Annotated in this window: 21 protein-coding genes; 14 read left to right on the forward strand and 7 right to left on the reverse strand. The window is 61.3% G+C overall.

The features are described 5' to 3' along the window. Positions 1-13: 13 nt before the first annotated feature. From tssE to AC07N4_RS04800, 8 genes are all read left to right on the forward strand, one after another. A complete protein-coding gene (gene tssE / locus AC07N4_RS04765; RefSeq protein WP_102622084.1) occupies positions 14-457 on the forward strand; it encodes a type VI secretion system baseplate subunit TssE in 444 nt (147 codons plus the stop codon). Further along, positions 441-2,234, forward strand: coding sequence for a type VI secretion system baseplate subunit TssF (gene tssF / locus AC07N4_RS04770; RefSeq protein ID WP_493065070.1), 1,794 nt, complete (start codon positions 441-443; stop codon positions 2,232-2,234). The genes tssE and tssF overlap by 17 nt, the downstream gene beginning before the upstream one ends. Further along, on the forward strand, positions 2,198-3,223 hold the full coding sequence (gene tssG, locus AC07N4_RS04775) for a type VI secretion system baseplate subunit TssG (protein ID WP_102622086.1): 1,026 nt from the start codon (positions 2,198-2,200) through the stop codon (positions 3,221-3,223). The genes tssF and tssG overlap by 37 nt, the downstream gene beginning before the upstream one ends. A 1-nt stretch (position 3,224) precedes the next feature. After that, on the forward strand, positions 3,225-5,765 hold the full coding sequence (tssH, locus tag AC07N4_RS04780; protein WP_096820217.1) for a type VI secretion system ATPase TssH: 2,541 nt from the start codon (positions 3,225-3,227) through the stop codon (positions 5,763-5,765). Positions 5,766-5,842: 77 nt separating this feature from the next. Then, on the forward strand, positions 5,843-6,505 hold the full coding sequence (locus AC07N4_RS04785; protein WP_493065071.1) for a hypothetical protein: 663 nt from the start codon (positions 5,843-5,845) through the stop codon (positions 6,503-6,505). Positions 6,506-6,602: 97 nt separating this feature from the next. Next, positions 6,603-7,172, forward strand: a complete 570-nt coding sequence (locus tag AC07N4_RS04790) for a hypothetical protein (RefSeq protein ID WP_192558316.1) — start codon at positions 6,603-6,605, stop codon at positions 7,170-7,172. 11 nt (positions 7,173-7,183) lie between these two features. Continuing rightward, on the forward strand, positions 7,184-9,193 hold the full coding sequence (gene tssI, locus AC07N4_RS04795) for a type VI secretion system tip protein TssI/VgrG (RefSeq protein ID WP_493065072.1): 2,010 nt from the start codon (positions 7,184-7,186) through the stop codon (positions 9,191-9,193). 12 nt (positions 9,194-9,205) lie between these two features. Continuing rightward, positions 9,206-9,748, forward strand: a complete 543-nt coding sequence (locus AC07N4_RS04800) for a toxin-antitoxin system YwqK family antitoxin (protein ID WP_493065073.1) — start codon at positions 9,206-9,208, stop codon at positions 9,746-9,748. A gap of 217 nt (positions 9,749-9,965) precedes the next feature. Here the strand turns inward: AC07N4_RS04800 and AC07N4_RS04805 are convergent, their stop codons facing one another. Continuing rightward, on the reverse strand, positions 9,966-10,361 hold the full coding sequence (locus tag AC07N4_RS04805; protein WP_085732036.1) for a DUF4280 domain-containing protein: 396 nt from the start codon (positions 10,359-10,361) through the stop codon (positions 9,966-9,968). A 190-nt stretch (positions 10,362-10,551) separates the two neighbouring features. On the opposite strand from AC07N4_RS04805, the gene AC07N4_RS04810 reads away from it, so the two are divergent. Together AC07N4_RS04810 and AC07N4_RS04815 are read left to right on the forward strand one after the other, a co-directional pair. Then, a complete protein-coding gene (locus AC07N4_RS04810; protein WP_102622091.1) occupies positions 10,552-11,619 on the forward strand; it encodes a phosphotransferase family protein in 1,068 nt (355 codons plus the stop codon). A gap of 38 nt (positions 11,620-11,657) precedes the next feature. Continuing rightward, positions 11,658-12,425, forward strand: a complete 768-nt coding sequence (locus AC07N4_RS04815) for an SDR family oxidoreductase (RefSeq protein ID WP_085687598.1) — start codon at positions 11,658-11,660, stop codon at positions 12,423-12,425. A 44-nt stretch (positions 12,426-12,469) separates the two neighbouring features. On the opposite strand, the gene AC07N4_RS04820 is transcribed toward AC07N4_RS04815, so the two are convergent. From AC07N4_RS04820 to AC07N4_RS04830, 3 genes are all read right to left on the reverse strand, one after another. Next, a complete protein-coding gene (locus AC07N4_RS04820; protein ID WP_256581051.1) occupies positions 12,470-13,066 on the reverse strand; it encodes a trimeric intracellular cation channel family protein in 597 nt (198 codons plus the stop codon). 935 nt (positions 13,067-14,001) lie between these two features. Further along, the gene (locus tag AC07N4_RS04825; protein ID WP_192558318.1) at positions 14,002-14,244 is read right to left on the reverse strand and encodes a DUF1652 domain-containing protein; all 243 of its coding nucleotides are present in this window, start codon (positions 14,242-14,244) and stop codon (positions 14,002-14,004) included. Between the two features lie 178 nt (positions 14,245-14,422). Next, complete coding sequence (locus AC07N4_RS04830) at positions 14,423-15,913, reverse strand: helix-turn-helix transcriptional regulator (RefSeq protein WP_493065074.1); 1,491 nt, start codon at positions 15,911-15,913, stop codon at positions 14,423-14,425. Positions 15,914-16,333: 420 nt separating this feature from the next. Between AC07N4_RS04830 and AC07N4_RS04835 the strand changes: the two genes are divergently transcribed. Further along, entirely contained in the window at positions 16,334-16,543 is a 210-nt protein-coding gene (locus tag AC07N4_RS04835) for a hypothetical protein (RefSeq protein WP_096822539.1), read from the forward strand. Between the two features lie 5 nt (positions 16,544-16,548). On the opposite strand, the gene AC07N4_RS04840 is transcribed toward AC07N4_RS04835, so the two are convergent. The 3 genes from AC07N4_RS04840 to AC07N4_RS04850 form a co-directional block, all read right to left on the reverse strand. Further along, the gene (locus tag AC07N4_RS04840; protein ID WP_493065205.1) at positions 16,549-17,469 is read right to left on the reverse strand and encodes a DHH family phosphoesterase; all 921 of its coding nucleotides are present in this window, start codon (positions 17,467-17,469) and stop codon (positions 16,549-16,551) included. A 71-nt stretch (positions 17,470-17,540) separates the two neighbouring features. Next, a complete protein-coding gene (locus tag AC07N4_RS04845) occupies positions 17,541-18,824 on the reverse strand; it encodes a Zn-dependent hydrolase (protein ID WP_493065075.1) in 1,284 nt (427 codons plus the stop codon). A 30-nt stretch (positions 18,825-18,854) separates the two neighbouring features. Further along, positions 18,855-20,339: an NCS1 family nucleobase:cation symporter-1 gene (locus AC07N4_RS04850; protein ID WP_096822542.1), complete on the reverse strand. Its 1,485-nt coding sequence runs from the start codon at positions 20,337-20,339 to the stop codon at positions 18,855-18,857. Positions 20,340-20,960: 621 nt separating this feature from the next. Between AC07N4_RS04850 and hydA the strand changes: the two genes are divergently transcribed. From hydA to preA, 3 genes are all read left to right on the forward strand, one after another. Further along, a complete protein-coding gene (hydA, locus tag AC07N4_RS04855) occupies positions 20,961-22,400 on the forward strand; it encodes a dihydropyrimidinase (protein WP_493065076.1) in 1,440 nt (479 codons plus the stop codon). A 181-nt stretch (positions 22,401-22,581) separates the two neighbouring features. Further along, positions 22,582-23,949, forward strand: coding sequence for an NAD(P)-dependent oxidoreductase (locus tag AC07N4_RS04860; RefSeq protein ID WP_493065077.1), 1,368 nt, complete (start codon positions 22,582-22,584; stop codon positions 23,947-23,949). Beyond that, the gene (gene preA / locus AC07N4_RS04865) at positions 23,950-25,224 is read left to right on the forward strand and encodes an NAD-dependent dihydropyrimidine dehydrogenase subunit PreA (protein ID WP_493065078.1); all 1,275 of its coding nucleotides are present in this window, start codon (positions 23,950-23,952) and stop codon (positions 25,222-25,224) included. Positions 25,225-25,434 lie beyond the last annotated feature (210 nt).

The following is a 25,434-nucleotide window of genomic DNA, read 5'->3' on the forward strand; positions in this document are numbered from 1 at the left end:
GGACGCCCTCGCCATGGCTGGCACCGGCATACGCGCACCGCTGTTCGAACGCCTCGCCTGGAGCGAGGCCGACGAGCCGCCGGAGTTCGATCGGCAGGATTTGCTCGACTCGGTGCACACCGAGCTCGGGCGCCTGTTCAACACCCGCCGTGGCCCGCGCACATTGACGGTGCCCCCCAGCGTGATCGACTACGGCATCGCCGACTGGAGCGCTCTGCAACAGCAGCGCAGCGATGACCGCCGTCGTCTGGCGCGGGACATTCGTGAGGCCATCACCCATTTCGAACCGCGCCTGCTGCTGGGCGAGGTTCAGGTCAATCCCCTCCCCGATCAGCCACAGCGATTGAGCATCCGTCTGCTCGGCGAATTGCGCAGCGGCTCGCAGCATTGGCCGGTGGCCTTTGTCATCGAGCCCGGCAACGAAGGGCTGGAGGTGCGCCATGAGCGACTCGATTGACCCGCAACTGCTCGACTATTACCAACGCGAACTGACCTGGTTGCGCCACGCCGGCAGCCAGTTTGCCGAACGCTATCCGAAAGTCGCGCGGCGGCTGGAACTGTCGCCCGGTGAATGCCCGGATCCGCACGTCGAGCGATTGCTCGAAGGCTTCGCCCTGCTCGCGGCGCGCCTGCAACGGCGTCTGGATGACGACTACGCCGAGTTCAGCGATGCGTTGCTGGAGCAGCTCTATCCCTTGGCCGTGCGCCCGCTGCCGTCCTGCGCCATCGTGCAGTTCGAGCCGGACCCGAGCAAAGGCAAACTCGACGGCGGCTATCCCCTGCCCCGGGACACGCCGCTGTTCGTCACCACCAGCAAGGGCGAAAGCATTCACTTTCGCACCAGTGCCGCCGTGCGGCTGTGGCCGATCGAAGTGACTGAAGCGCTGCTGCTTGGCAGCGACGAAGCCCAGGCGCTGACCGGCGTGGCGCAGTCCCGTTCGGCCTTGCGCCTGAGCCTGCGTTGCCTGGGCGAAAGCCAATGGTCCGAGCTGGAAATCGACAGTTTACGCATTCACCTGGCCGCCTCGCCCGTGATCAATGCCGGTCTCTATGACCTGCTCGGCGCCCATGCGGTGCAGGTACTTGCAGGCTCACCGGGGAGTATTCCGGCGAAGGTGAAGGGACTGCCGCAGATCGTCGGGTTCGCTGACGACGAAGTGCTGCTGCCGGATGAAGACGGTGTACACCCGGGCATGCGTCTGTTGGCGGAATACTTTGCCTTCCCGGAAAAATTCCACTTCTTCGACCTGCCACTCGGCGGCGTTTCCAGCGACAGCCAGACGCTCTACCTCTACATCGTTTTCGACCGTGCGCCGGCCGGCCGACTGCACTTGCAGGCCAGCGACATCGCACTGGGCTGTGCGCCGGTGATCAATCTGTTCCCGCGAACCTCCGAGCCGTTGCGCCCCGACGGCACCCGCAGCGAGTACCGACTGGTCGCCGACAGCCACCGGGAAAACAGCGTCGAGATCCACAGCATCCGAGGCATGCGCGCCAGCTCCAGCGCCGGTGTGCAACGCCTGCCCGCCTATTACGGCAGCCAGCACAGCGGCGGCGATCAACAGCGTTACTGGCATGCGCGGCGAGTCAGTGGCCAGTCGCCGAACCGGCTCGGCAGCGATCTGTTGGTCAGCGTCGTCGACACCCGTTTTGAACCACAAACCGATCTGCCCGACTACAGCCTCACGGCCGAACTGCTGTGCACCAACCGGCATCTGGCCCAGAGTCTGCCGGCCGGTACGCCACTGGGATTCGAACGGCCGGGCCCGGTGGCGTGGGCACGCCTGCGCAATCCGCCGAGCCCGCAGAGTTTGCCGCGACTGGACGGCGATTCGCGCTGGCGGCTGGTGTCGCAACTGACCCTCAATCACCTGTCGCTGGTCGAAGGGCCACAGGCGCTGGACGCACTGAAGGAAATTCTTCATCTGCATAACCTGCGCGATGAAGCCAGCGCCCTGCGCCAGATCGAAGGCTTGCTGAGCCTCGCTTGCGAACGGGTGATCGGCCACGTCGGTGCCGATGCCTGGCGCGGCTGGCGCAACGGACTTGAAGTGCAGTTGCAGCTTGATCCGCAGCATTTCGTCGGCAGCAGCGCAGTGCTGTTCTCGGCGGTGCTCGCGCAATTCTTTTCGGTGTACGCCACGGCCAATCGCTTTGTGCGCACGGTGCTCATGCAGGCTGACAAGGAGGTCAAGGCATGGCAACCCCAAGCCGGCATGCCCCTGTCGCTCTGACACTCGGTCAGCGACTGCGCCGCGATCCGCAGGCCTTCGAATGGTTGCAGGCGTTGCTGTTGCTGGAGCGCGAACAGCCGCAGGCCGACTCCCTGGGTTCCGGTACGTCGCCGCAGGCCGAAGCGTTGAAATTGCGCGGTCCGTTGACGCCCGTGTTCGCCGCCAGCCAGATCGAAAGCCTTGAGGAAAAACCGGGCGAACCGCTGACCCTGAACACACCGATGTTCGGCCTCGGCGGCCCCGACGGCCCGTTGCCTTACGCCTATCAGGAATGGCTGCAACAACGGGCCCGGGCCAAGGATCACGCGCCCGCCGAGTTCCTCGACCTGTTCCAGCATCGGTTGCTCAGCCTGCTCTACAAGGTGATGCGCAAACACCGGATCGCCCTCGGCTTTACCACGCCCGGCGCTTCGCCGGTGCAGGCGCAATTGCGGGCGCTGACCGGGTTGCTGCCCAAGTCGTTGCAGGAACGCCAGGCGATTCCCGACTGCGCCGTTCTGGCCTGCACGGCGTTGTACGCCGATGGCCGCCGGTCGCTGGCGGGGTTCGCAGCCATTGTCCGCGAGCAATTTGCCGTGCCGGTGGAGCTGAGCGCCTATGAAGGCGCATGGCGTGAGATTCCGGCCGCCAGCCGCAGCGTCATGAAGGCCGGCGGACGCAATCTGCAACTCGGTCGCACTGCGGTCGCCGGCACTCGGGTCTGGGATGAACACGCCGGAATTCGCCTGACGCTCGGCCCCTTATCCTCGGCGCAGGCCGGGCGCTTTTTGCCGGACGGCGAGGCGCACCCGGCACTGGCCAGCCTGGCAGCGCTGTATTTCGGCCCGGATCTGGACGTGAAACTGGTGATGCTGGTACGCGGCGCCGGACCGATGAAACTCGGTCGCCAGACCCCGGCGTTGTTGAGCTGGAACGGCGGTTTGCAACGGCAGGCCAGCCTTGCAGTACAACGGATCGAAACCCGTCTTCGTCAGCTGGAGATCACCTGAAATGGAACTGGCCAGCCTGATCGGACGCCTCAACCCGGACAACCGTCGCGCCCTCGAACGCGCCGCGCAACGATGCCTGCAACGCGGGCATCACTTTGTCGAGATCGAGCATTTGTTGCTGGAGTTGCTCGACATCGAGGGCGGAGACTTTGCCTTTCTGCTGCCGCGTTTCGGACTGGAACGGGATGCATTGACGGCTGAAATCAACAAGGCGCTGGACCTGTTCAAGGCTGGCAGCACCCGCACGCCGGCGCTGTCTTCGCACACGCTGGGATTGCTGGAAGATGCGGTGGTGCAGGCCAGTGTGCTGGGCATCGACAGCATTCGTTCCGGGCTGCTGTTGCTGGCATTGATCGATCGCGATGAGCGCCGCAGTCTGTTGCTCAACAGTGCTTCGTCACTGCTGCGAATTCCGAAAGAAGCCTTGCGCGCGAACCTGCTGGAGTGGACGGAGAACTCCCGCGAGCACGCAGGCCCGCGCTCTGTCGCCTCTGGAAACCCTGCGCCACGGCAGGACTCGGTGCTCGATCAGTACACCCAGGACCTCACCGCTGACGCTCACGCCGGGCGCATCGACCCCATCGTTGGTCGCGACGGCGAGATTCGTCAGTGCATCGACATTCTTTTGAGGCGCCGGCAAAACAACCCGATTCTGGTCGGCGCACCGGGCGTGGGCAAAACCGCCGTGGTCGAAGGCCTGGCACTGCGCATCGCTGCCGGGGACGTGCCGCCCTCCTTGCAGGAAGTCAGCCTGCGGGTGCTCGATCTCGGTCTGTTGCAGGCCGGGGCCGGGGTCAAAGGTGAATTCGAACAACGGCTCAAAGGTGTGATCGACGCGGTTCGCAGCGCCGACAAGCCAATCATCCTGTTCATCGACGAAGCCCACACCTTGATCGGCGCTGGCGGTGCCGAGGGCGGCAGCGATGCGGCCAACCTGCTGAAACCAGCGTTGGCCCGAGGCGAATTGCGCACCCTCGCCGCCACGACCTGGATGGAGTACAAGAAATACTTCGAGAAAGACCCGGCCCTCGCCCGCCGCTTCCAGCTTGTGCAGGTCGAAGAACCGGATGAAATCACCGCCGTGGAAATGCTCCGTGGCGTGGCCGCCAAACTCGAACAGCACCACGGCGTGCAGGTTCTGGATGCGGCGATCCATGAAGCGGTGAAACTCTCGCACCGCTACATCTCCGGCCGTCAGTTGCCGGACAAAGCCATCAGCGTTCTCGACACCGCGTGTGCCCGCGTCGCCCTCGGTCAGCACGACGTGCCGCCACCGCTGGAAAGCCTGCGCCATCGCCAGCAAAGCCTGAAAGAAGAAGTCGAACGTCTGCGCCGCGAACAAGCCACAGGGCTCGATCACCGCGAACGCATCACCTTGCTGGAAAGTGAATCGAAGACCAACGTCCAGGCGATCCGCGAACTGGAAACCCGCTGGAGCGAAGAGCGCGTCGCCGTTCGCGAACTGCTCGACACCCGCCGCGAATTGCTCGACCTCAGTGAACGCGCCGACAGCGACAAGCCCGACGAAGCCACCGACAGTCGCATTGATCATCTGGCAGCCGAATTGTTGCGGCTTGAGGCAGGCCTCGATGCGATTCGCCAGGACGACCCGCTGGTGCCCGAACAGGTCGACAGCAAAACCGTCGCTGCCGTGATCGCAGGCTGGACCGGCATCCCCGTCGGCAAAATGCTTGCCGACGAAGCCCATGCCGTGCGCACCCTCGGACAGCGCATGGGCTTGCGCGTGATGGGCCAGAAAACGGCACTCGCGACCATCGCCCAGCGCTTGCAGGCCTACCGCGCAGGGCTCACCGATCCGCAAAAACCGGTCGGTGTGTTCTTGCTGGTCGGGCCCACGGGCGTTGGCAAAACCGAAACCGCGTATGCGCTGGCCGATGCCTTGTACGGCGGCGAACGCAATCTGATCAGTATCAACCTCTCGGAATATCAGGAAGCCCACACCGTCAGCCAACTCAAGGGCGCCCCTCCGGGTTACGTCGGTTATGGCAGTGGCGGCGTGCTGACGGAAGCGGTACGGCGCAAACCGTATTCGGTGGTGTTACTGGACGAAATCGAGAAGGCACATCCGGATGTGCTGGAAGCGTTCTACAACGTCTTCGACAAGGGCTTGATGGAGGACGGCACCGGCCTGGTGGTGGACTTCAAGAACACCGTGATGCTCGCCACCAGCAACGTCGGCGCTGAACTGTTGCTCGATACGCCCGTGTCACAGATCGGCTCTGAAGCCTTCAACGAGGCGCTGCACAAAGTCCTTTTGCAAGCCTTCCGCCCGGCGTTTCTGGCACGCATGACGGTGGTTGCGTACCGGCCGCTGGATGAGGCGACGCTGGAAGGAATTGTGTTGGCGAAGCTGGAGAAATTGCGCGGGCGCTACAAGGCGGCGACCGGCAAACAGTTCGAGTTTGATGCAGGAATCGTCAAAGCAGTACTCGCCAAATGCAGCGCGGCCGGGGCGCGTGATGTCGAGAACGTGTTGATGACGCAGGTGACCGGGAAGTTAGCGGAATGGGTGCTGGAATAGCACCCTTCATTTGCAAGGAATCAAACGGGCCGAGCTATTCGTCATTCGCTGCTTATTTATTCAAAAGGCGTTCAACCATGGGCAATACCTCATCAAACTCAAAAAAGGCCGATCAGCCTGAAGCATTGCTGTCATTGCTGCGCACAAACCCTGAAGCCTTTTTCGGCAGCCATGCCCTGATTGTGCGAGGCGGCTCCGCCACCCCGGACTGCAGTGTTTCACCCGTCTCGACGGGCAATAAAAGTGTATTGCAATTGAACGTCACGGCGGCGGGCATCGATTGGTATATCCCCTATAAAAACTTTGACGCAGGTTCTATCGAGGTCCCAAAAGGGCAGGACACAGGCACGCTGGTTGTGACGTGTTCAATGAACGGTTGTGCGCTGTCCGTTCATGGAACGGCAACCGGCAACCGCTTCTTTCATGATGCCGACGGCAAACACATGCCCGATCCGTTACCTGAAGGTGTTGAGCCCCTCCCCAAGTTTCGCCGCACAGATGCACACTTTTCCGGAAGCGACTCCACCGACCTCAGCGCATTTATCGTCAAAGCCAAACAGGCTGCCGAGGAAGGCGCGAAGGACATTAACAAGTTTGTGAAGACCTGGTTTGAACACACGGTTGTCTCGGTAAAAACCGATGCCGGCTGGTCGGTTTACCGCTGTACCGTATTGATGTGGGGATCTGACTACACGTGGCTTAACAAGAACGAGCCTTTACTGGGCACGTTCCTGGACTGACGCCTGGTAAAAGCAAACCGGACGGCAAGAGAACAGCTCCAGAGAATCAAACGGGAGTCGATGAGGCAGCACGTGGTAGACATAAGGAAAAGTCATCATGTTGAAAAGTATTCTCGAAAGAACAAAAACACACCTGATGATGAACATAGACACAACTCATTCAGGAACAGTTGACTTCGACCTGGAACGTCCGTCTTCCGGTCCGCAATACATGCTGGTCAATTCCGGTGGGCCTTATCGGGCCTACTATCTGGCGTGGCGTGAGGACAGCGGACTGTTTATTGACCTGCCTGCCGCCCCCACCGGAACCGACCCGATTGTTTTTCTTACGGCAAATCTCACGGGCTGTTGCGTAGGCATTCAGAATTACGGTGGTTTTATCAGGGTTCGTCATTACAACCTGGCGACTGAGGACGATCACAAACCGGTCTTCTCCCGTGATGATCTGGCCAGATACGGCACTAACATTTCCTGGTTATTGCCGGCGGACAAGTACAACGCGGCTACTCTGAACAACGCGACTTCCTATACGCATTTTGGCCCATGGACAGATGCTGTCATCTGGGGTGAATACGTGGCCCGATACTGGCCGTTCACCTCAAAGTGGCACTTCTACTATCAGGATGGCAATGCCAGTACTGTCGTTCGTGAGTTGAACTATCAATAGCAGGCCATTTGATGCCCCGCTCCACCGACAGCAATACCACGCTCTCCCTCACCGCCCCCTCGCTGTCGGCGCTTTACCCCGATTCGCTGGCCGGTGACGAATCGCTCAACTCACTCGGCTCGCAAACCCTCAACGGCCTCAACGACGGCACCGCCCTCACCCTGACCAGCGCTGTCGCCACTCACGTCACCACCACCCTGCACAACGACGCCCAACTCCGTCCCTTCGACGCACTGGTCGCCGAAATCCGCCAACTCCCTGCCGACGCCACCGCCGAGCGCTATCAACTCGTATTGCGCCCGTGGCTCTGGTGGCTGACCCTGGCCAGCAACAACCGGGTGTTCCAGAACCTCGCCACGTCGGACATCGTCACCACGATCTTCAAGGCTCACGGTTTCAGCGATTTCAAACTGTCGCTGACCGGCAGTTACACGCCACGCGAATACTGCGTGCAGTACGGCGAAACCGATTTCGCCTTCGTCTCGCGACTGCTGGAAGAGGAAGGCATCTTCTGGTTTTTCACCCACGAAGACGGCAAGCACACGCTGGTGCTGGGTGATAGCAATGACGCCTTTGTACAGATCCCCAACGGTCCGAAGGTCAAGTATCTGGGTCAGCAAATGGGTGAACGTGAGCTGCACGGCATCCGCTCCGGCCAGGTGTGCGTGCAGGCTGTCGCGGGCGTGTATCGAGCGACGGATTACGAGTTCACCACGCCGACCACCTCGCTCTATGGCCAGGCGGAGGCCGTGGCCGGGCCGCGTTCGATCTACGAGCATCCCGGTGGTTACAACGCCAAGGCTCGGGGCGATGCATTGACCAAACAACGGGTCGACGGTTTGCGCAGTGAAGAGAAACGTTTTGTCGGCGAAAGCGACTGCCGCTGGTTGATACCGGGGCACTGGTTCACCCTCGACGGCCATGACGATGCGAGCCTGAATATCGATTGGGTGGTCACGCACGTCACCCACGACGCCAGCCACGAAAGCTATCGCAACCGCTTCGAAGCAATCCCCAAAGCCACGCCCTTTCGCCCGCAACGCACCACACCGAAACCGCGCATGCATCCGCAGACCGCCCTCGTGGTCGGCAAGTCCGGCGAGGAAATCTGGACCGACGAGTACGGCCGGATCAAGTTGCAGTTCCCCTGGGATCGCGACGGCAAGAACGATGAAACCAGTTCCTGCTGGGTGCGCGTGGTGTTGCCGTGGAGCGGCAAGGGTTTCGGCATGCAGTTCGTGCCGCGCATCGGCCAGGAAGTCATCGTGACCTTTATCGACGGCGACCCGGACCGGCCGCTGGTCACCGGATGCGTCTACAACGGCGACAACGCCCTGCCCTATGCCTTGCCCGCCAACCAGACTCAATCGGGGATCAAGACCCAGTCGTCCAAGGGCGGCGGCGGTTTCAACGAGCTGCGTTTCGAGGACAAGAAGGATGCCGAAGAGGTGTTCCTGCAAGCGCAGAAAGACCTGAAGATCAACGTGCTCAACGACACCACCGCCACCGTCGGCCACGACGAAACCCTCACGGTGCAGAACGCCCGCACCCGCACGGTCAAGGAAGGCGACGAAACCGTGACGCTTGAGAAAGGCAAACGCAGCGTGACCATCCAGACCGGCAGCGACAGCCTCGATGTGAAGGACAGTCGCACCGTGAAGGTCGGCGCCGACCAGACCCACAGCACCGGCGGCAACTACACCGACAAGGTCACGGGCGATTACAGCCTGACGGTGGACGGCAACCTGACAATCAAGGTCAGCGGCACCCTCACCCTGCAAAGCGGCGGCAGTTTCACGATCAAGAGCGGCGCGGATCTGGCGACCTCCGCCAGCACTTCGATCACCCAGAAGGCCGGCACCGCCATGACCAACCAGGCCGGCACCTCGCTGGACAACAAGGCCGGGACAACATTGACCAACGACGCAGGCATCAGCCTGACCAACAAGGGCGCGGCCTCACAGACCGTGGACGGCGGCGGCATGCTGACCATCAAGGGCGGGCTGGTGCAGGTCAACTGACAAGGAGTCACCATGGCGATCACACCGCTGGATTTGCAGCAGGATGACAAACACCTCAAGGGGCGTCTGCAGGACGGGCAACTCGATGGCCCGTTGAGCATCAAGGATGACGGTCGCCAACAGGCAGACCTGAATTACAGCCAGGGCGAATTGCAGGGCACGTCCCTGCTCTATCACCCCAACGGCAAGGTCTCGGCGCAGATGCCGTTCGTGCGCGACAAACTGCAGGGCATCGCCAGTTTCTACGCGCCCGAGGGCTGGTTGCAGCGCAAGGCCACCTACCGGCGCGGGTTATTGCATGGCGAGGCGTTCAATTACTTTCCCGACGGGCAAGTGGCGGAGGCCGAGTTCTATCGCGACGGCGTGCGTGAGGGTCGCTATCAGCGCTTTCACCCGAACGGCAAACCGGCGGTGGATGCGCGTTATCTGAATGGGCAGTTGATGGAGCCAGAGCAAGGGTTCGCCGAGGACGGGCGGCCGCTGGATGCCGATGGCACGCCGATTTCCCGGGTGCGCTGGTGGTATCGCAAGTGGACGGATCCGGCGCAGGCCTGAAACCCCAGAAGAGCCCCTCACCCTAGCCCTCTCCCAGAGGGAGAGGGAACCGATCCGGGAATATTTGCGAATTACACCGACGTGAACGGTCTGCTGTGAATCCATAATCGACTAGGTATTTCAGGTCGATGTACAACGAAAGACACCTCGGTCGACTCCCTCTCCCTCCGGGAGAGGGCTGGGGTGAGGGGTTTGGATTTCGCGCCAAATACAAAACTCAGGGAATCAACATCTGCATCTGCCCCGGCATCACGATCTTGATCACCCCCGCCCAGTTGCACATCAACGTGCTGTTGGCATCGATCGCCGGCATCCCGCCCAACAGCAAGGTCGGCGCGCCGCCGGGGATCCACGGCGAGGCGGTGGCGGGAATGCACGGCATCGGCGTCAGCACACCCAACGCGGCAGCCGTGGCGGCGGCAACCATCGGGTTGGCCATGCTCATGCACATGCCGAAGGTGGTGACGTTGACCAGCGGAATATGATCCATGATGTTCGCCGCCGGCATTCCGCCGGTCAGCGTGCGGTTGACCGGCAGCACGTTGAGCACCGCCGGCGCGGCGCCGAAACTGCATTGCAGGGTGGCGCTGGCACAGACTTGCGGGCAGCCCATTTCAAAGCTCCTTTCTGAACAAGGCATTCGCGCTAAACCTTAGTCGCCTGCGGCCCGCCGCGCACATTCCCAAAGGTGATTATCGTGCAACACGCTAACCTATAAGACCGAACCGCGCTTGTGACCGCCCGAGCGCGCCATTAGATTAGCCAATGATGTCTGGCCTCCAAAATAAGCAGAAGGGATAAGCATGGCGCTTACTGACCAGTCCACCCGTATCCGCTCTGGCGAAGAACTCGATGCCAGCCTGATCGATCCGTACCTCAAGGCGCACATTCCGGGCCTGACCGGCACGCCGCAGATCAGCCAGTTTCCCGGCGGCGCGTCGAACCTGACCTACCTGCTGGAATACCCGGATCAGGAATTCGTCCTGCGCCGTCCGCCGTTCGGCCACAAGGCCAAGTCCGCCCACGACATGGGCCGCGAATTTCGCATCCTCAACCAGTTGCGCGACGGCTTCCCGTATTGCCCGAAAGCCTACGTGCACTGCACCGACGAATCGGTGATCGGCGCCGAGTTCTACGTGATGGAACGGGTCAAGGGGATCATCCTGCGCTCGGATCTGCCACCGGAACTGGGCCTGGATTCGGCGAAAACCGAAGCCCTGTGCAAGAGCTTCATCGACCGTTTCGTCGAACTGCACCGGGTCGATTACAACGCCTGCGGCCTCGGCGATCTGGGCAAGCCTGAAGGCTACGTCGCCCGCCAGATCAAAGGCTGGAGCGAACGCTACGAAAAAGCCCTGACCCCGGACGCACCGCACTGGGAGAAAGTCAAAGCCTGGCTCAACGACAAGATGCCGGCCGATCACCCGACTTCCAGCATCGTGCACAACGACTATCGCTTCGACAACGTCATCCTCGACCCGAACAACCCGATGCAGATCATCGGCGTGCTCGACTGGGAACTGACCACCCTCGGCGATCCACTGATGGACCTGGGCAACACCCTCGCCTACTGGATCCAGGCCGACGACCCGGCACCGGTGCAACTGATGCGCCGCCAGCCGAGCCACGCCCCGGGCATGCTGACCCGCCGCGAATTCGTCGACTACTACGCCGAGCGTTCGGGCATCCAGATCGACAATTTCGACTTCTACTACACCTACGGCCTGTTCCGTCTGGCCGGCATCGTGCAGCAGATCTACTACCGCTTCTTCCATGGCCAGACCCAGGACAAACGCTTCGCGCAGTTCATTCACATGAACAAACTGCTGGAGCACATGAGCCTGCAGGTCATTGCCAAATCCAGCCTCTGATGACGGCGTTATAACAAGGCTTACTACAAGGGAATCCCATGTCCAAGACTCAGTTGTTCGACCTCGACGGCAAGATCGCTTTCGTCTCCGGCGCCAGCCGTGGCATCGGTGAAGCCATCGCCAAACTGCTGGCCCAGCAAGGCGCCCATGTGATCGTTTCGAGCCGCAAACTCGAAGGCTGCCAACACGTGGCCGACGCCATCATCGCCGCCGGCGGCAAGGCCACAGCGGTCGCCTGCCACATCGGCGAAATGGAACAGATCAGCCAGGTCTTCGCCGGGATCAAGGAACAGTTCGGGCGCCTCGACATTCTGGTCAACAACGCCGCGACCAACCCACAGTTCTGCAACGTGCTGGACACCGACCTCGGCGCCTTCCAGAAAACCGTCGACGTGAACATCCGCGGCTACTTCTTCATGTCGGTGGAAGCCGGCAAGCTGATGCGCGAAAACGGTGGCGGCAGCATCATCAACGTGGCGTCGATCAACGGCATTTCGCCGGGGATCTTCCAGGGCATCTACTCGGTGACCAAAGCCGCCGTGATCAACATGACCAAAGTCTTCGCCAAGGAATGTGCGCAGTTCGGCATCCGCTGCAACGCCCTGCTGCCGGGCCTGACCGACACCAAATTCGCCTCGGCCCTGGTGAAGAACGACGCGATCCTGAAACAGGCCCTGACGCAGATCCCGCTCAAGCGCGTAGCCGACCCGAGCGAAATGGCCGGCGCCGTGCTGTACCTGGCAAGTGATGCGTCGAGCTACACCACGGGTGTGTCGCTGAACGTGGACGGCGGTTTCCTGTCCTGATCCACTTCTGACGCAAACGAAAGGCAGCCCTAGGGCTGCCTTTTTCATGCCTCCAGAACCTTCGGCAACTGCCAGCCGAAATGCACCGACAACAACCTCAACAACAAACACGCGGCCCCCGCCAGCAACGCCGCCGCCACTGGCGGAACCCCCAGCCTGCGCCCGATGATCAACACCGCTGCGCCGACAAACGCCGAACTGGCATACAAATCCGCCTGCAACACCACCGGCACCCGCGCCAGCACGATGTCACGCAGCACCCCGCCACCGACGCCGGTAATCGTGCCCATCAGCATGGACACAAACGGCGAGATCCCGAAATTCAACGCCTTCTGCGCCCCGGCCACGGCAAACAGCGCCAACCCCGCCGCGTCCAGCACGATCAAGGTCGAACCGGACCAGCCCAGCACCTGCTCATGAAAAACAAACGCCACCCCGCCCATGGCAAACGCCAGCGCCGGATAACGCCAGTCAGCCACAGCCTTGGGCGGTGTAGCGCCGATCAACAGATCACGGGTCACCCCGCCGCCGAGTGCGACGATAAAGGCAATCACCATCACCCCGAGCAGATCGAGCTGACTGCGCATCGCCGCAATCGCGCCTTCAACCGCAAACACCGCCGTGCCGACCAGATCGGCCACCAGCACAATCCACTCTACCCGCGCCTTCACAGGCGCCCGGGCTATTGAGTGACGCAACGGGTCGTTGAGATATGTCGAGTCACTTGACCGTCGGCATACGCATCACCGGCGACCTCGGTATTTTCGATCACCTGACAGGTACGCTCCGGTGGCGGAGGCGGCGCGGCCGGCGGAGGGGGTGGAGGACTGGCGCAGCCACTGAGCAGCACCAGACCGAAAGCCGACAACAACGATGAACACACGCGTTTCCCAGGATTGTTCATAGGATGACCCGCGATGAATGGAAGACAAACTCCCGTCGCCGAGCGTACAAATGCCCGGTTATGGAAACCGAACCACTCATTCCTTATAGACCAGTGGGCTGCGAGTGCCAGTGAAATGGCTTGAACTGGTGGGATTTGCTGTCGATTTTTGGGATGAGTAGCTATCAATTGAACGAGTCGACTGATCCGTCGCCACCACTGACAAGCCAGTGCCAACAGGTGAATGTCAGATTGGGACGCAGAGCGTCCCGGGCTGCATTCCCACGCGGAGCGTGGGAACGATCAAAGAGCACACAAGTCGGCTTCGCGCTCCTCACCACTCAACACGATGAGCGTTAGCTCGAGTACCGCTTTTGATCGCAGGGCCCGTCGGCAGGCTGAGTGGAGGGATTGATCCGGGGGTGGGAGCGCAGCGACCGTTTGGCGAAGCCAAACACATCGAGAGGAGGTGCAGCGAAGCAAACCGTAGGCGATGCCCCCGGATCAATCCCGGAGCGAAGGAACCCGAGCCACAGCGAGGGCCGAACGTCAGGGTAAAGACTTTTTGGTTACTTTTGAGGCGTTTGTCAAAAGTGACCCGCTGTAAGAGCGGAACCGCCAGCCGCAACACCCGAAGAAACGGATATTCACCCAAACCCACCCAGAGCATGGTCGGCCCAAAGGCCGCCAAGCTCACCCGGGCGACCGCAAAGAATTACTCTCAAGCTCATACCGCAACTCATCAACCAAACCATCCACCGCCTCATCCGTGCGCAACGCATCCAGACTCAACCCACTGATCACCAGATCCACCCGCCCCGAAACCGGCTCATACAACTTCACCGTAAGCGAATGATCCCCATCCACCACACACTCACAAGCCAACGGCGAAAAACTACGCTCAAGCCGAGCCCGCAACTGCGCCAGATAAATCATCGCGCCAGCTCCACACAACCAGACTCAACAACAAACAACACATTCATAAAGGGCTGATCCATTAGCAGGTTCCAAAGAGACACGATCACCAAAAAATGCATCGCACCTCACCAGACTAAGAACACCCCGCCCGATCAAACACCCGAATTTGCACCCCATGAACTAGTGCATTTGCACCTTACCGCTGCCCCCGGCCGCCCCCCGAAAACAACCCACGCTCCCGAGCCCAGACAATCGCCTCACTGCGACTGTGCACATCGAGCTTCGAATACACCGTCGCCACATGATTGCGCACCGTGTTCGGCGCCAGTTTCAACCGCGCAGCAATCTCCTTGTCCGCCAGTCCCTCACAGATCAGCCCCAGCACATCGCGCTCGCGGGCGGTGAGATCGGTGAACGACACACTCGGCAGTTGCGGCGAATTGACCTTCTTCACATTCGCCAGTTTTTCGATCAGCGTACGGCTGAACCACGAAGCGTCCTTCATCACCTCTTCAATCGCCGCCACCAACTCAAGCTCGGTGCGCTTGCGTTCGGTGATGTCCATCAGCACCAGCAGATAGCACACCGTGTCCTGAATGTTGACGGTGTCGGCGGACACCGCGCACTCCAGCAATTCGGCGTCTTTCCTGCGGATCCGCATATCGACGCGATCAACCCGGCCGGTCTTCTCCAGCGCCGCCAGCAACCGGGCGCGTTCCGCCGGTTCATCGATGAATTCCAGTTGCGCGACGGTCTTGCCGAGCACGTCGTCGCTCTCGTAAGCCAGGGTATCGAGAAAGGTCTGATTGACGTCGATCAGCCGCTGCTCGTCGGCACTGCAAATCAGGATCGGCACCGGGGTCAGGCGAAAGGCCTTGGCGAACCGCTCTTCACTTTGGCGCAAGGCGACTTCGGCCTTGTGCCGAGGCTCCATGTCGACGAACGAAAACAGCATGCAGTCCTCGTCATTGAGCACCAGCGGCTGCCCCGCCACGATCACCTGCTTGCTGCCACCGTCCGGCAGACGCAATTCAGCCTGCATCTGCGGAATGGTCGCGACATCGCGCAGGCGCTGGATCGCCAGGTCCTTGCGCTCGGCCTGTTCGAGAATATCCAGTTCGTAGGTCGAGGCGCCGATCACCTGATCGCGGGTGTAGCCGGTCATTTCCAGGAACCCCGGATTGACCTTGATGTAACGCAGATCGCTGAGGCGGCAGATCACTGCCGGTGCCGGGTTGGCATTGAAGGTTTTTTCGAAGCGCTGCTCGGCGTTGGCCCAATCGGTGACGTCACTCATGATCAGCACCAACGACTCGGTCTCGCCGTCGCGGTCGGTCAACACCATGCTGCGCACGCTGTGCACCCAGGTGCGCTCCTCATCGCTGCGCGGGGTGACTTCGACCAGCACGTCGCTGAAGGTTTCGCCGGCGGCTACACGGCTGATCGGGTACTGCTCCAGCGTCAGTGTATGGTTGTTGCGATAACGCAGATTGAAACGCTCGACATATTCCCCGGCGTTGTTGCCCAACTCGCCGATGCGACTGACGCCATGCATCGCCAGCGCCGCCTCGTTGGCCCAGAGAATCGTCTGGTCGAGTTCCAGCAGAATCACCCCGTCGGACAGGCCGGCAATGATCTGCTGCAACTGACGGCGATTGGTTTCGGTGGTCAGGACGTCCCGGCTCATTGGCTCTCCACAAATGCACGCATGTGAAGTTTACGACCGCAGGCCGTTGTGATCGTGCCGGGCAACTTTGTCCCTGATTATCGCGATGTGTGATCGACCAGTTCCCGCAGCGTATCCAGAAACAGCTTGAGCACCGGCGAGGCATCGTCCGCCCGATACGTCGCGCCGGGCCAACGGGTGATCCGCCGGCATCACCACATGGATCGGCTCGTGGATCAGCAATTCATTGCGCAGCTGCGGGTCGTCATAGCCGACGCGAAACACGAATGGCTCGGCCCGGACGTCTGCGACGGTGCGACGATTGGTCTCGTCAGCTCCCACCGGCGGCGTTCGCGACTTTCGGCTTTCTCGACTAACGTTAGTACCTCATCGGATTGAGCCCCTGCCAGCTACACCGGGCTCTTGATCAAGGAGAGACTGATGACATCCAACCGCCTCATCGAACAGACCTATCGCACCTGGTCCAGCCCCATCCTGCTGGAGCTGAAAAAGCGCGAACACCAGATGGCGCCAGCCGAACGCCAGGCGCTCGAGAACGTGCTGGTGGAAAGACGATTGCTGGACGTTGGCAACCCGAATGGCGTTGAACGACGAAAAGGCGCGGCGAGTAAAACCGACAATCCCGGGTAATCACTTCACCCGCCTGAGTTTGCGTTCAGCCCCAGGCTCAGTAGTTCCTTGCGCAAGATCGAGGGTTTTAGAACCGCCAACCCAGCCTGCCATTCCATCGGCAGCAAACGACTCAACTTCTGCTGGCTGACCACGGGTTCGGCCAGCAAACAACTCTTGTGCTGGCTGATGCAGATGACGTTCAGCAACCAGTCATCACCCTGCCCGTCCATCCAGCGGCAAATCTCGCTGCGATACTTCTCGATCAGCGCGTCGGCATCCCATACGGTCATCTGCGCAAAAAACTCAGGCAACCGGCTTTCGGGTTTCATGCGTTTGAGATCGGCGGCCAATGCAGCCGACATGTCTGATTCGATGGCGGCCTGACACTCGAGGAAGTATTGCCCGGGCCAGTCCGCCGTGAGTTTCCCGTGTGGCGCGAGTTCGGCGTAGGCATCGATGTCCGCCGTTGTGGTCATCTGCCCGGTGAAATTCAGCGTGTTGTCCAGAATCGCCGTGGCCAGCAGCGCGGCGCTTTGTTCGCTGATCCTTGGCACCAAGCCTGCGGCTTTCCAGCGCTGAAAAACCTGAGTCGCTGCCGCGCCGATCGGGCGGATGTCGGCGGCCGATCCAAGTGTCTGTGCCCAATGGTCTTCGAAGCCCGGATGATGGTCGATGACTTCCACCACCCGATCGAGCGCGACCATCGGGTCGAAATGGTGGTAATCGGAGACGTCGACCAGAATGAACTCATCGTTGGAGGTCGGGCGGTAATCGTGCAGCACCGCGCCCCAGCCGAGCACGGTGTTCGAAACACTGGCATTGGGTTTTGCGCTGCTGACGGCGCGGGCGGGAATGCCTTGCAGGTTGAGCAGTTCTGCGTAGGCGATGCAGCAGGCGTAGGCGTCGATGTCCAGATACGCCGAGCCTGAGGTGATGACTTTGATGGGCGACATTGCGCGTCCCTGGCTTCCATTTCAGGGGCGGCAACGTCGCACGTACAGATGACAGTTTCAAGTCAGGCGGCGCGCTGCCCTCCCGCCACCGCCGCCGAAGCCGCCAGCATCGCCCGCAGCAACACCGCACAGCCGGCCGCCAGATCGTCCGGCGCGGCGTTTTCGATTTCGTTGTGGCTGATGCCGCCTTCGCACGGCACGAAGATCATCCCGGCCGGGCCGAGTTCGGCGAGGAAGATTGCGTCGTGTCCGGCGCCGCTGACGATGTCCATGTGCGACAGGCCCAGACCTTTGGCGGCGCCACGCACGGCTTCAACGCAGCCTTTTTCGAAGTACAGCGGCGGGAAGTCGGCGGTCGGGGTCAACTCGTAGGTCAGGCCGTGTTCTTCGCAGGTCGCTTCGATGACTTGTTTTACCTCGCTGATCATCGAGTCAAGGCGTGCCGGCTCCAGATGCCGGAAGTCGAGGGTCATGCGCACTTCGCCGGGAATGACGTTGCGCGAGCCCGGATAGGCTTGCAGGCAACCGACCGTGCCGCAGGCGTGGGGTTGGTGACCGAGGGCCGCGCGATTGACCGCGCCGACGATCACCGAAGCGCCGACCAGAGCATCCTTGCGCAGGTGCATCGGGGTCGGGCCGGCGTGGGCTTCGACGCCGCGCAGTTTCAGGTCGAACCACTTCTGGCCCAGCGCGCCGAGTACTACGCCGATGGTTTTCTGTTCGTCTTCAAGGATTGGTCCTTGTTCGATGTGTGCTTCGAAGTAGGCGCCGACCTTATGCCCGCTGACCTTGCGTGGCCCGGCGTAGCCGATGGCGTTCAGTGCTTCGCCGACCGTAACGCCGTCGGCATCGACTTTGGCCAGGGTTTCTTCGAGGGTGAATTTTTCCGCGAACACGCCGGAGCCCATCATGCACGGGGCGAAGCGCGAGCCTTCTTCGTTGGTCCAGACCACCACTTCCAGCGGCGCCTCGGTTTCCACGCCCAGGTCATTGAGGGTGCGCAGCACTTCGACCCCGGCCAGCACGCCGAAGCAGCCGTCGAACTTGCCGCCGGTGGGCTGAGTGTCGATGTGGCTGCCGGTCATCACCGGGGGCAGGTTCGGGTTACGGCCAGGGCGGCGGGCGAAGATGTTGCCGACTTCATCGACCGTGACGCTGCAACCGGCATCCTTGCACCACTGCACGAACAGGTCGCGGGCCTGGCGGTCGAGGTCGGTCAGGGCCAGGCGACAGACCCCGCCCTTGACCGTGGCGCCGAGTTTGGCGAGTTCCATGAGCGACGCCCACAAGCGGTCGCGGTTGATGTGCTGATGGGTCGATTGCAGAACGTCTACGGCTGCGTTCATGGGGATCTCCTCAGGCAGTTCTTATGGGAATTACAACGGCGATTTGACGACCACCGGGCTGGTCCGCATCGCGCACAACCCGTAATAGATCAACCCGCCCAGCGCCGAGCCGGTGAACCAGCCGTAGCTGTAAAACCAGCTGAATGCGCTGCTGCCCAGCGACAGCAGGGTCAGCACCACCGGCACGCCGAACGCGATGAACCCGGCCCAGTTCCACGCCGGGTACACGTCGTCGCGGTACAGGCCGGCCAGGTCCAGTTGCTGTTTCTTGATCAGGAAATAGTCCACCACCATGATCCCGGCGATCGGCCCGAGCAGGCTGGAATAACCCAGCAGCCAGTTCGAATACACGGTTTCCAGGCTGACATCGGAGACGATCCATCCGAGCTTTTTCAGCAGCTCATGGCCCATCAGCGCCAGACCGACGAAACCAGTGAGGATCACCGCTTTGGTGCGGTTGATCACCTTGGGCGCGATGTTCTGGAAATCGTTGGTTGGCGAGACGATGTTGGCGGCGGTGTTGGTCGACAGCGTGGCGATGATAATCAGCGCCATGGCCACCGCGACCCACACCGGGCTCTGGATATGGCCGATCAGGGTCACCGGATCGGAGACGCTGACGCCCACCAGTTTCACCGACGCGGCGGTCATCACCACGCCCAGTGCGGCGAACAGGAACATGGTCAGCGGCAGGCCGAAAATCTGCCCGAGGATCTGATCCTTCTGGCTGCGGGCATATCGGCTGAAATCGGGAATGTTCAGCGACAGGGTGGCCCAGAAACCGACCATCGCTGTCAGCCCGGCGGCGAAGTAACTGACCACGCTCGCACCTTCGGGACGCTTCGGCGGAATCGCCAGCAGTTCAGTCATCGACACATTGGGCATGGCCCACACCAGCAACCCGATGCCGACCGCCACCAGCAACGGTGCCGACAGGGTTTCCAGCCACTTGATCGACTCGGCTCCCCGAATCACCACCCACAGGTTCAGCGCCCAGAAAATCATGAAACCGATCACCTCCCCCGTCCCGCCGAGGGATTTCCAGCCCTCAAACACCGAGCCGAGAAACAGGTGAATCGCCAGCCCGCCGAACATGGTCTGGATGCCGAACCAGCCGCACGCCACCAGCGCCCGGATCAGGCACGGCACGTTGGAGCCGAGAATCCCGAACGACGAACGCAGCAGCACGGGAAACGGAATCCCGTACTTGGTGCCGGGAAACGCGTTGAGCGTGAGAGGAATCAGGACGATGACGTTGGCAAACAGAATTGCCAGCAAGGCCTCGCCAACGGTCAGGCCAAAGTACGCGGTGAGCACCCCGCCGAGGGTGTAGGTCGGCACGCAGATCGACATGCCGATCCACAGCGCGGTGATGTGCCATTTGTTCCAGGTTCGTTCGCGCACCTTGGTCGGTGCCATGTCGTGGTTGTAACGGGGACTGTCGAGGACGTCGCTGCCGGCTTCGAGCTCGAACAAGCCGTCGCGCTCGATCACTTGTGATCTGTTCTGTTGCATGGCCGCTCCACTGTTCTTCTGATTATTTTTTTGCTCATCAGGCGGCTGCACACGCGGGTGCAAGCCGGACGATGGCCGGAGGAACTGACAACTTTCTTGCACCGGCCACGGTGTCAGCGGCGGCATCAATAAACGTGCCGGGTGCCCCGCTTTCGCATCGGGCCTTGCTTTCAACTTTGCGTAACCAACTGATGTTTATCAGTTTTAATTATTCACCTTATGAGGCCGCGAAAACTTGACTGAACACTCAGGCTAAATGCCAGGCAAGTTGTCCGAACTGTCAGGACTCAATCTGGTGCACTGCACTTTTTTTCGTCGTGGGCGATCAACCGCAGCTCAACTTCAAGCGGCTGATTTCACATAGGAAATCTTGCTCATATTTCCAACCTGTCAAGTGCGTCAAAATGGTGAAGCACCTCACCATTTTGGTGATTTTGTATTTTTATCTTTATTTATCAGTAACTTAAAACAGATATAAGCTTATAAAAAATATTCTTGCTCAATTGTAAAACTGCGACTAGCGTCTATTCCTGACAGCGCTGACAAGATTACGCATTGGCGCTGCAAACAATAAAACATCTAGAACCGGCACAAGTCGGTCATGCCTGCGAGGAACTCGGAATGTCTCTGTTGATCCGTGGCGCCACCGTTGTTACCCATGATGAAAGTTACCGCGCCGATGTCTATTGCGCTGACGGCGTGATCAAAGCCATTGGTGAAAACCTGGATATTCCCGCCGGCGCCGAAGTGCTCGACGGCAGCGGCCAATACCTGATGCCCGGCGGCATCGATCCACACACTCACATGCAACTCCCGTTCATGGGCACCGTGGCCAGCGAAGACTTCTACAGCGGCACCGCCGCAGGCCTGGCCGGTGGCACCACCTCGATCATCGATTTCGTGATTCCCAATCCGCAGCAGTCGCTGCTCGAAGCGTTTCATCAGTGGCGTGGCTGGGCGGAGAAGTCCGCCTCCGACTACGGTTTCCACGTCGCGATCACCTGGTGGAGCGAGCAGGTCCGCGAGGAAATGGCCGAACTGGTCAGCCAGCACGGGATCAACAGCTTCAAGCATTTCATGGCTTACAAGAACGCGATCATGGCCGCCGACGACACGCTGGTGGCGAGTTTCGAGCGCTGCCTGGAACTCGGCGCCGTGCCGACCGTGCACGCGGAAAACGGCGAACTGGTCTATCACCTGCAGCGCAAGTTGATGGCCCAGGGCATCACCGGGCCGGAAGCGCACCCGCTGTCGCGGCCCTCGCAGGTCGAAGGTGAAGCCGCGAGCCGGGCGATCCGCATCGCTGAAACCATCGGCACGCCGCTGTACCTGGTACACGTCTCGACCAAGGAGGCCCTCGACGAAATCACCTACGCCCGCAGCAAGGGTCAACCGGTCTACGGCGAAGTGCTGGCCGGGCATCTGCTGCTGGACGACAGCGTCTACCAGCACCCGGACTGGCAGACCGCCGCCGGTTACGTGATGAGCCCGCCGTTCCGCCCGCGCGGGCATCAGGAGGCGCTGTGGCATGGCTTGCAGAGCGGCAATCTGCACACCACCGCCACCGATCATTGCTGCTTCTGCGCCGAGCAGAAAGCCGCCGGCCGCGACGACTTCAGCAAGATCCCCAACGGCACCGCCGGCATCGAAGACCGCATGGCGGTGTTGTGGGATGAAGGGGTGAACTCGGGACGGTTGTCGATGCAGGACTTCGTCGCCCTCACCTCCACCAACACCGCGAAAATCTTCAATCTCTATCCGCGCAAGGGCGCAATCCGCGTCGGCGCCGATGCCGACCTGGTGCTGTGGGACCCGCAAGGCACCCGCACCATCTCCGCCAAGACCCACCATCAGCAGGTGGACTTCAACATCTTCGAAGGAAAGACCGTGACCGGTGTGCCGAGCCATACCGTCAGCCAGGGCCGGTTGGTCTGGGCCGACGGCGACCTGCGCGCCGAGCGCGGGGCGGGCCGGTACATCGAGCGGCCGGCGTATCCGGCGGTGTTTGACTTGTTGAGCAAGCGGGCTGAGTTGCACAGACCTGTGGCCGTCAAACGCTGATTCCCTGATTACCGATGATCGTTCCCACGCTCTGCGTGGGAATGCAGCCCGTGACGCTCCGCGTCACTGGACGCGGAGCGTCCCTTGAGGCATTCCCACGCAGAGCGTGGGAACGATCGACAACAAAAAACCACTGCCCGACAGAGGCAGAAAACCTCAAATAACCGTGAGGCAAAAAACCGTGATCGAGACCCTGAACCATCTCCCGCACCCGCACGAAAGTGCGGCCGCCCTCGCCGGCCATTTCACCGATCTGGCGCCGCCGCTCAACGACCGTCAGGCGCATCTGGAAGCCTCGCGCTGCCTGTATTGCTACGACGCGCCGTGCGTGAATGCGTGCCCGAGCGAGATCGACATCCCGTCGTTCATCCGCAATATCCATCAGGACAACGTGCCGGGCGCCGCGCAGAAAATCCTCTCGGCGAACATCCTCGGCGGCAGTTGCGCACGGGTCTGTCCGACCGAGATCCTCTGCCAGCAAGCCTGCGTGCGCAACAACGCCCATGAATGCGCGCCGGTGCTGATCGGCCTGCTGCAACGCTACGCCGTGGATAACGCGCACTTCACCGAGCACCCGTTCCAGCGCGCCGCCGCCACCGGTAAACGCATTGCGGTGGTCGGTGCCGGCCCGGCGGGTTTGTCCTGCGCGCATCGCAGCGCCATGCATGGGCATGACGTGGTGATTTTCGAAGCGCGGGAGAAGGCTGGCGGGCTCAACGAATACGGAATCGCCAAATACAAACTGGTCGACGACTACGCACAGAAGGAACTGGATTTCCTCCTGCAGATCGGCGGCATCGAAATCCGCCACGGGCAGAAACTCGGCGACAACCTGACCTTGAGCGAACTGCATCAGCAGTTCGACGCGGTGTTCCTCGGCCTCGGTCTGAACGCCAGCAAGCAACTCGGCCTGGCCCACGAAGACGCGCCCGGCCTGCTCGCTGCCACCGACTACATCCGCGAACTACGCCAGGTCGATGACCTGTCGCAACTACCGCTGGCTGAACACTGCATCGTCCTCGGCGCCGGCAACACCGCCATCGATATGGCCGTGCAAATGGCCCGCCTCGGCGCCCGCGACGTCAACCTGGTCTATCGCCGTGGCGCGGCAGACATGGGCGCCACCGGCCACGAGCAGGACATTGCCAAGGCCAATCAGGTGCGGCTGCTGACCTGGGCGCAACCGGACGAAGTGCTGCTCGACGCTCAGGGCAAGGTGCGCGGCATGCGCTTCGCCCGTACGCATCTGGTGGAAGGTCGCCTGCAAACCACTGGCGAGACGTTCGAGCTGGCCGCCGATGCGATCTTCAAAGCCATCGGCCAGGCCTTCGACAGCAGCGCCCTCGCCGACCCGCTGGCCCGCGAGCTGAAGCGTCAGGGCGAACGCATCCAGGTCGATGAAAACCTGCGTACCAGCATCCCCGGCGTGTACGCCGGCGGCGACTGCACCAGCCTCGATCAGGATCTGACCGTGCAAGCGGTGCAACACGGCAAGCGCGCCGCCGAGGCGATCAACGCTCAACTGATGCTCAACGTGGAGGCTGCGTAAATGGCCGATCTCTCGATTGTCTTCGCCGGTATCAAAGCCCCCAACCCGTTCTGGCTGGCCTCCGCGCCTCCGACCGACAAGGCCTACAACGTGGTGCGCGCCTTCGAGGCCGGCTGGGGCGGCGTGGTCTGGAAAACCCTGGGTGAAGACCCGGCGGCGGTCAACGTGTCGTCGCGTTATTCGGCGCATTACGGCGCCAACCGCGAAGTGCTGGGCATCAACAACATCGAACTGATCACCGACCGCTCGCTGGAAATCAACCTGCGGGAAATCACCCAGGTTAAAAAAGACTGGCCGGATCGCGCGTTGATCGTGTCACTGATGGTGCCCTGCGTCGAAGAGTCGTGGAAAAACATCCTGCCGCTGGTGGAAGCCACCGGCGCCGACGGCATCGAGCTGAACTTCGGCTGCCCCCACGGCATGCCCGAACGCGGCATGGGCGCGGCAGTCGGTCAGGTGCCGGAGTACGTCGAGCAGGTCACGCGCTGGTGCAAGACCTATTGCTCGCTGCCGGTGATCGTCAAACTCACACCGAACATCACCGACATCCGCGTCGCCGCCCGCGCCGCATACCGGGGCGGCGCCGATGCGGTGTCGCTGATCAACACCATCAATTCGATCACCAGCGTCGACCTCGAACACATGGTCGCCCTGCCCACCGTCGGCAGCAAAAGCACTCACGGCGGTTATTGCGGCTCGGCGGTCAAACCGATAGCGCTGAACATGGTCGCGGAAATCGCCCGTGATCCGCAGACTCAAGGCCTGCCGATCTGCGGCATTGGTGGCATCGGCAGTTGGCGCGATGCGGCGGAGTTCATTGCACTGGGCAGCGGTGCGGTGCAGGTGTGCACGGCGGCGATGCTCCACGGTTTCCGGATTGTCGATGAAATGAAGGATGGCTTGTCGCGGTGGATGGATAGTCAGGGCTACGCCAGCATCGCCGAGTTCTCCGGGCGTGCGGTGGGCAATACGACCGACTGGAAGTACCTGGACATCAACTATCAGGTCATCGCGAAGATCGATCAGGAAGCGTGCATCGGTTGCGGGCGGTGCCACATTGCCTGCGAAGACACATCACACCAGGCAATCAGCAGCCTGAAACAGGCCGATGGCACGCACACATATGAAGTGATCGATGATGAGTGTGTGGGGTGCAATCTGTGCCAGATCACCTGCCCGGTGGCGGACTGCATCGAGATGGTGCCGATGGAGACGGGCAAGCCGTTTCTGGACTGGAATCATGATCCGCGCAATCCGTATCACGTTACGGTCTAGATTGCCTGCTGATCCAGAAGTCCCCTCACCCTAGCCCTCTCCCCCTGGGAGAGGGGACTGATTGGGGGATATTGACGAATTACACCGACGTGAAAATCCTGCGTTGAATCCATAACCGAAACAGCTGGAACTCCACTGTGAATCCATAATCGACCCGGTCTTGCAGGTCGATGTAGCTCGCAAGACACCTCAGTCGGCCCCCTCTCCCTC

The organism is Pseudomonas sp. GW821-FHT09E04 (genome assembly GCF_059416185.1).

Coding starts and splice junctions, on each gene's coding strand:
- tssE (WP_102622084.1), top strand. CDS start 14: ATGGCTGGCACCGGCATACGCGCACCGCTGTTCGAACGCCTCGCCTGG.
- tssF (WP_493065070.1), top strand. CDS start 441: ATGAGCGACTCGATTGACCCGCAACTGCTCGACTATTACCAACGCGAA.
- tssG (WP_102622086.1), top strand. CDS start 2,198: ATGGCAACCCCAAGCCGGCATGCCCCTGTCGCTCTGACACTCGGTCAG.
- tssH (WP_096820217.1), top strand. CDS start 3,225: ATGGAACTGGCCAGCCTGATCGGACGCCTCAACCCGGACAACCGTCGC.
- AC07N4_RS04785 (WP_493065071.1), top strand. CDS start 5,843: ATGGGCAATACCTCATCAAACTCAAAAAAGGCCGATCAGCCTGAAGCA.
- AC07N4_RS04790 (WP_192558316.1), top strand. CDS start 6,603: ATGTTGAAAAGTATTCTCGAAAGAACAAAAACACACCTGATGATGAAC.
- tssI (WP_493065072.1), top strand. CDS start 7,184: ATGCCCCGCTCCACCGACAGCAATACCACGCTCTCCCTCACCGCCCCC.
- AC07N4_RS04800 (WP_493065073.1), top strand. CDS start 9,206: ATGGCGATCACACCGCTGGATTTGCAGCAGGATGACAAACACCTCAAG.
- AC07N4_RS04805 (WP_085732036.1), bottom strand. CDS start 10,361: ATGGGCTGCCCGCAAGTCTGTGCCAGCGCCACCCTGCAATGCAGTTTC.
- AC07N4_RS04810 (WP_102622091.1), top strand. CDS start 10,552: ATGGCGCTTACTGACCAGTCCACCCGTATCCGCTCTGGCGAAGAACTC.
- AC07N4_RS04815 (WP_085687598.1), top strand. CDS start 11,658: ATGTCCAAGACTCAGTTGTTCGACCTCGACGGCAAGATCGCTTTCGTC.
- AC07N4_RS04825 (WP_192558318.1), bottom strand. CDS start 14,244: ATGATTTATCTGGCGCAGTTGCGGGCTCGGCTTGAGCGTAGTTTTTCG.
- AC07N4_RS04830 (WP_493065074.1), bottom strand. CDS start 15,913: ATGAGCCGGGACGTCCTGACCACCGAAACCAATCGCCGTCAGTTGCAG.
- AC07N4_RS04835 (WP_096822539.1), top strand. CDS start 16,334: ATGACATCCAACCGCCTCATCGAACAGACCTATCGCACCTGGTCCAGC.
- AC07N4_RS04845 (WP_493065075.1), bottom strand. CDS start 18,824: ATGAACGCAGCCGTAGACGTTCTGCAATCGACCCATCAGCACATCAAC.
- AC07N4_RS04850 (WP_096822542.1), bottom strand. CDS start 20,339: ATGCAACAGAACAGATCACAAGTGATCGAGCGCGACGGCTTGTTCGAG.
- hydA (WP_493065076.1), top strand. CDS start 20,961: ATGTCTCTGTTGATCCGTGGCGCCACCGTTGTTACCCATGATGAAAGT.
- preA (WP_493065078.1), top strand. CDS start 23,950: ATGGCCGATCTCTCGATTGTCTTCGCCGGTATCAAAGCCCCCAACCCG.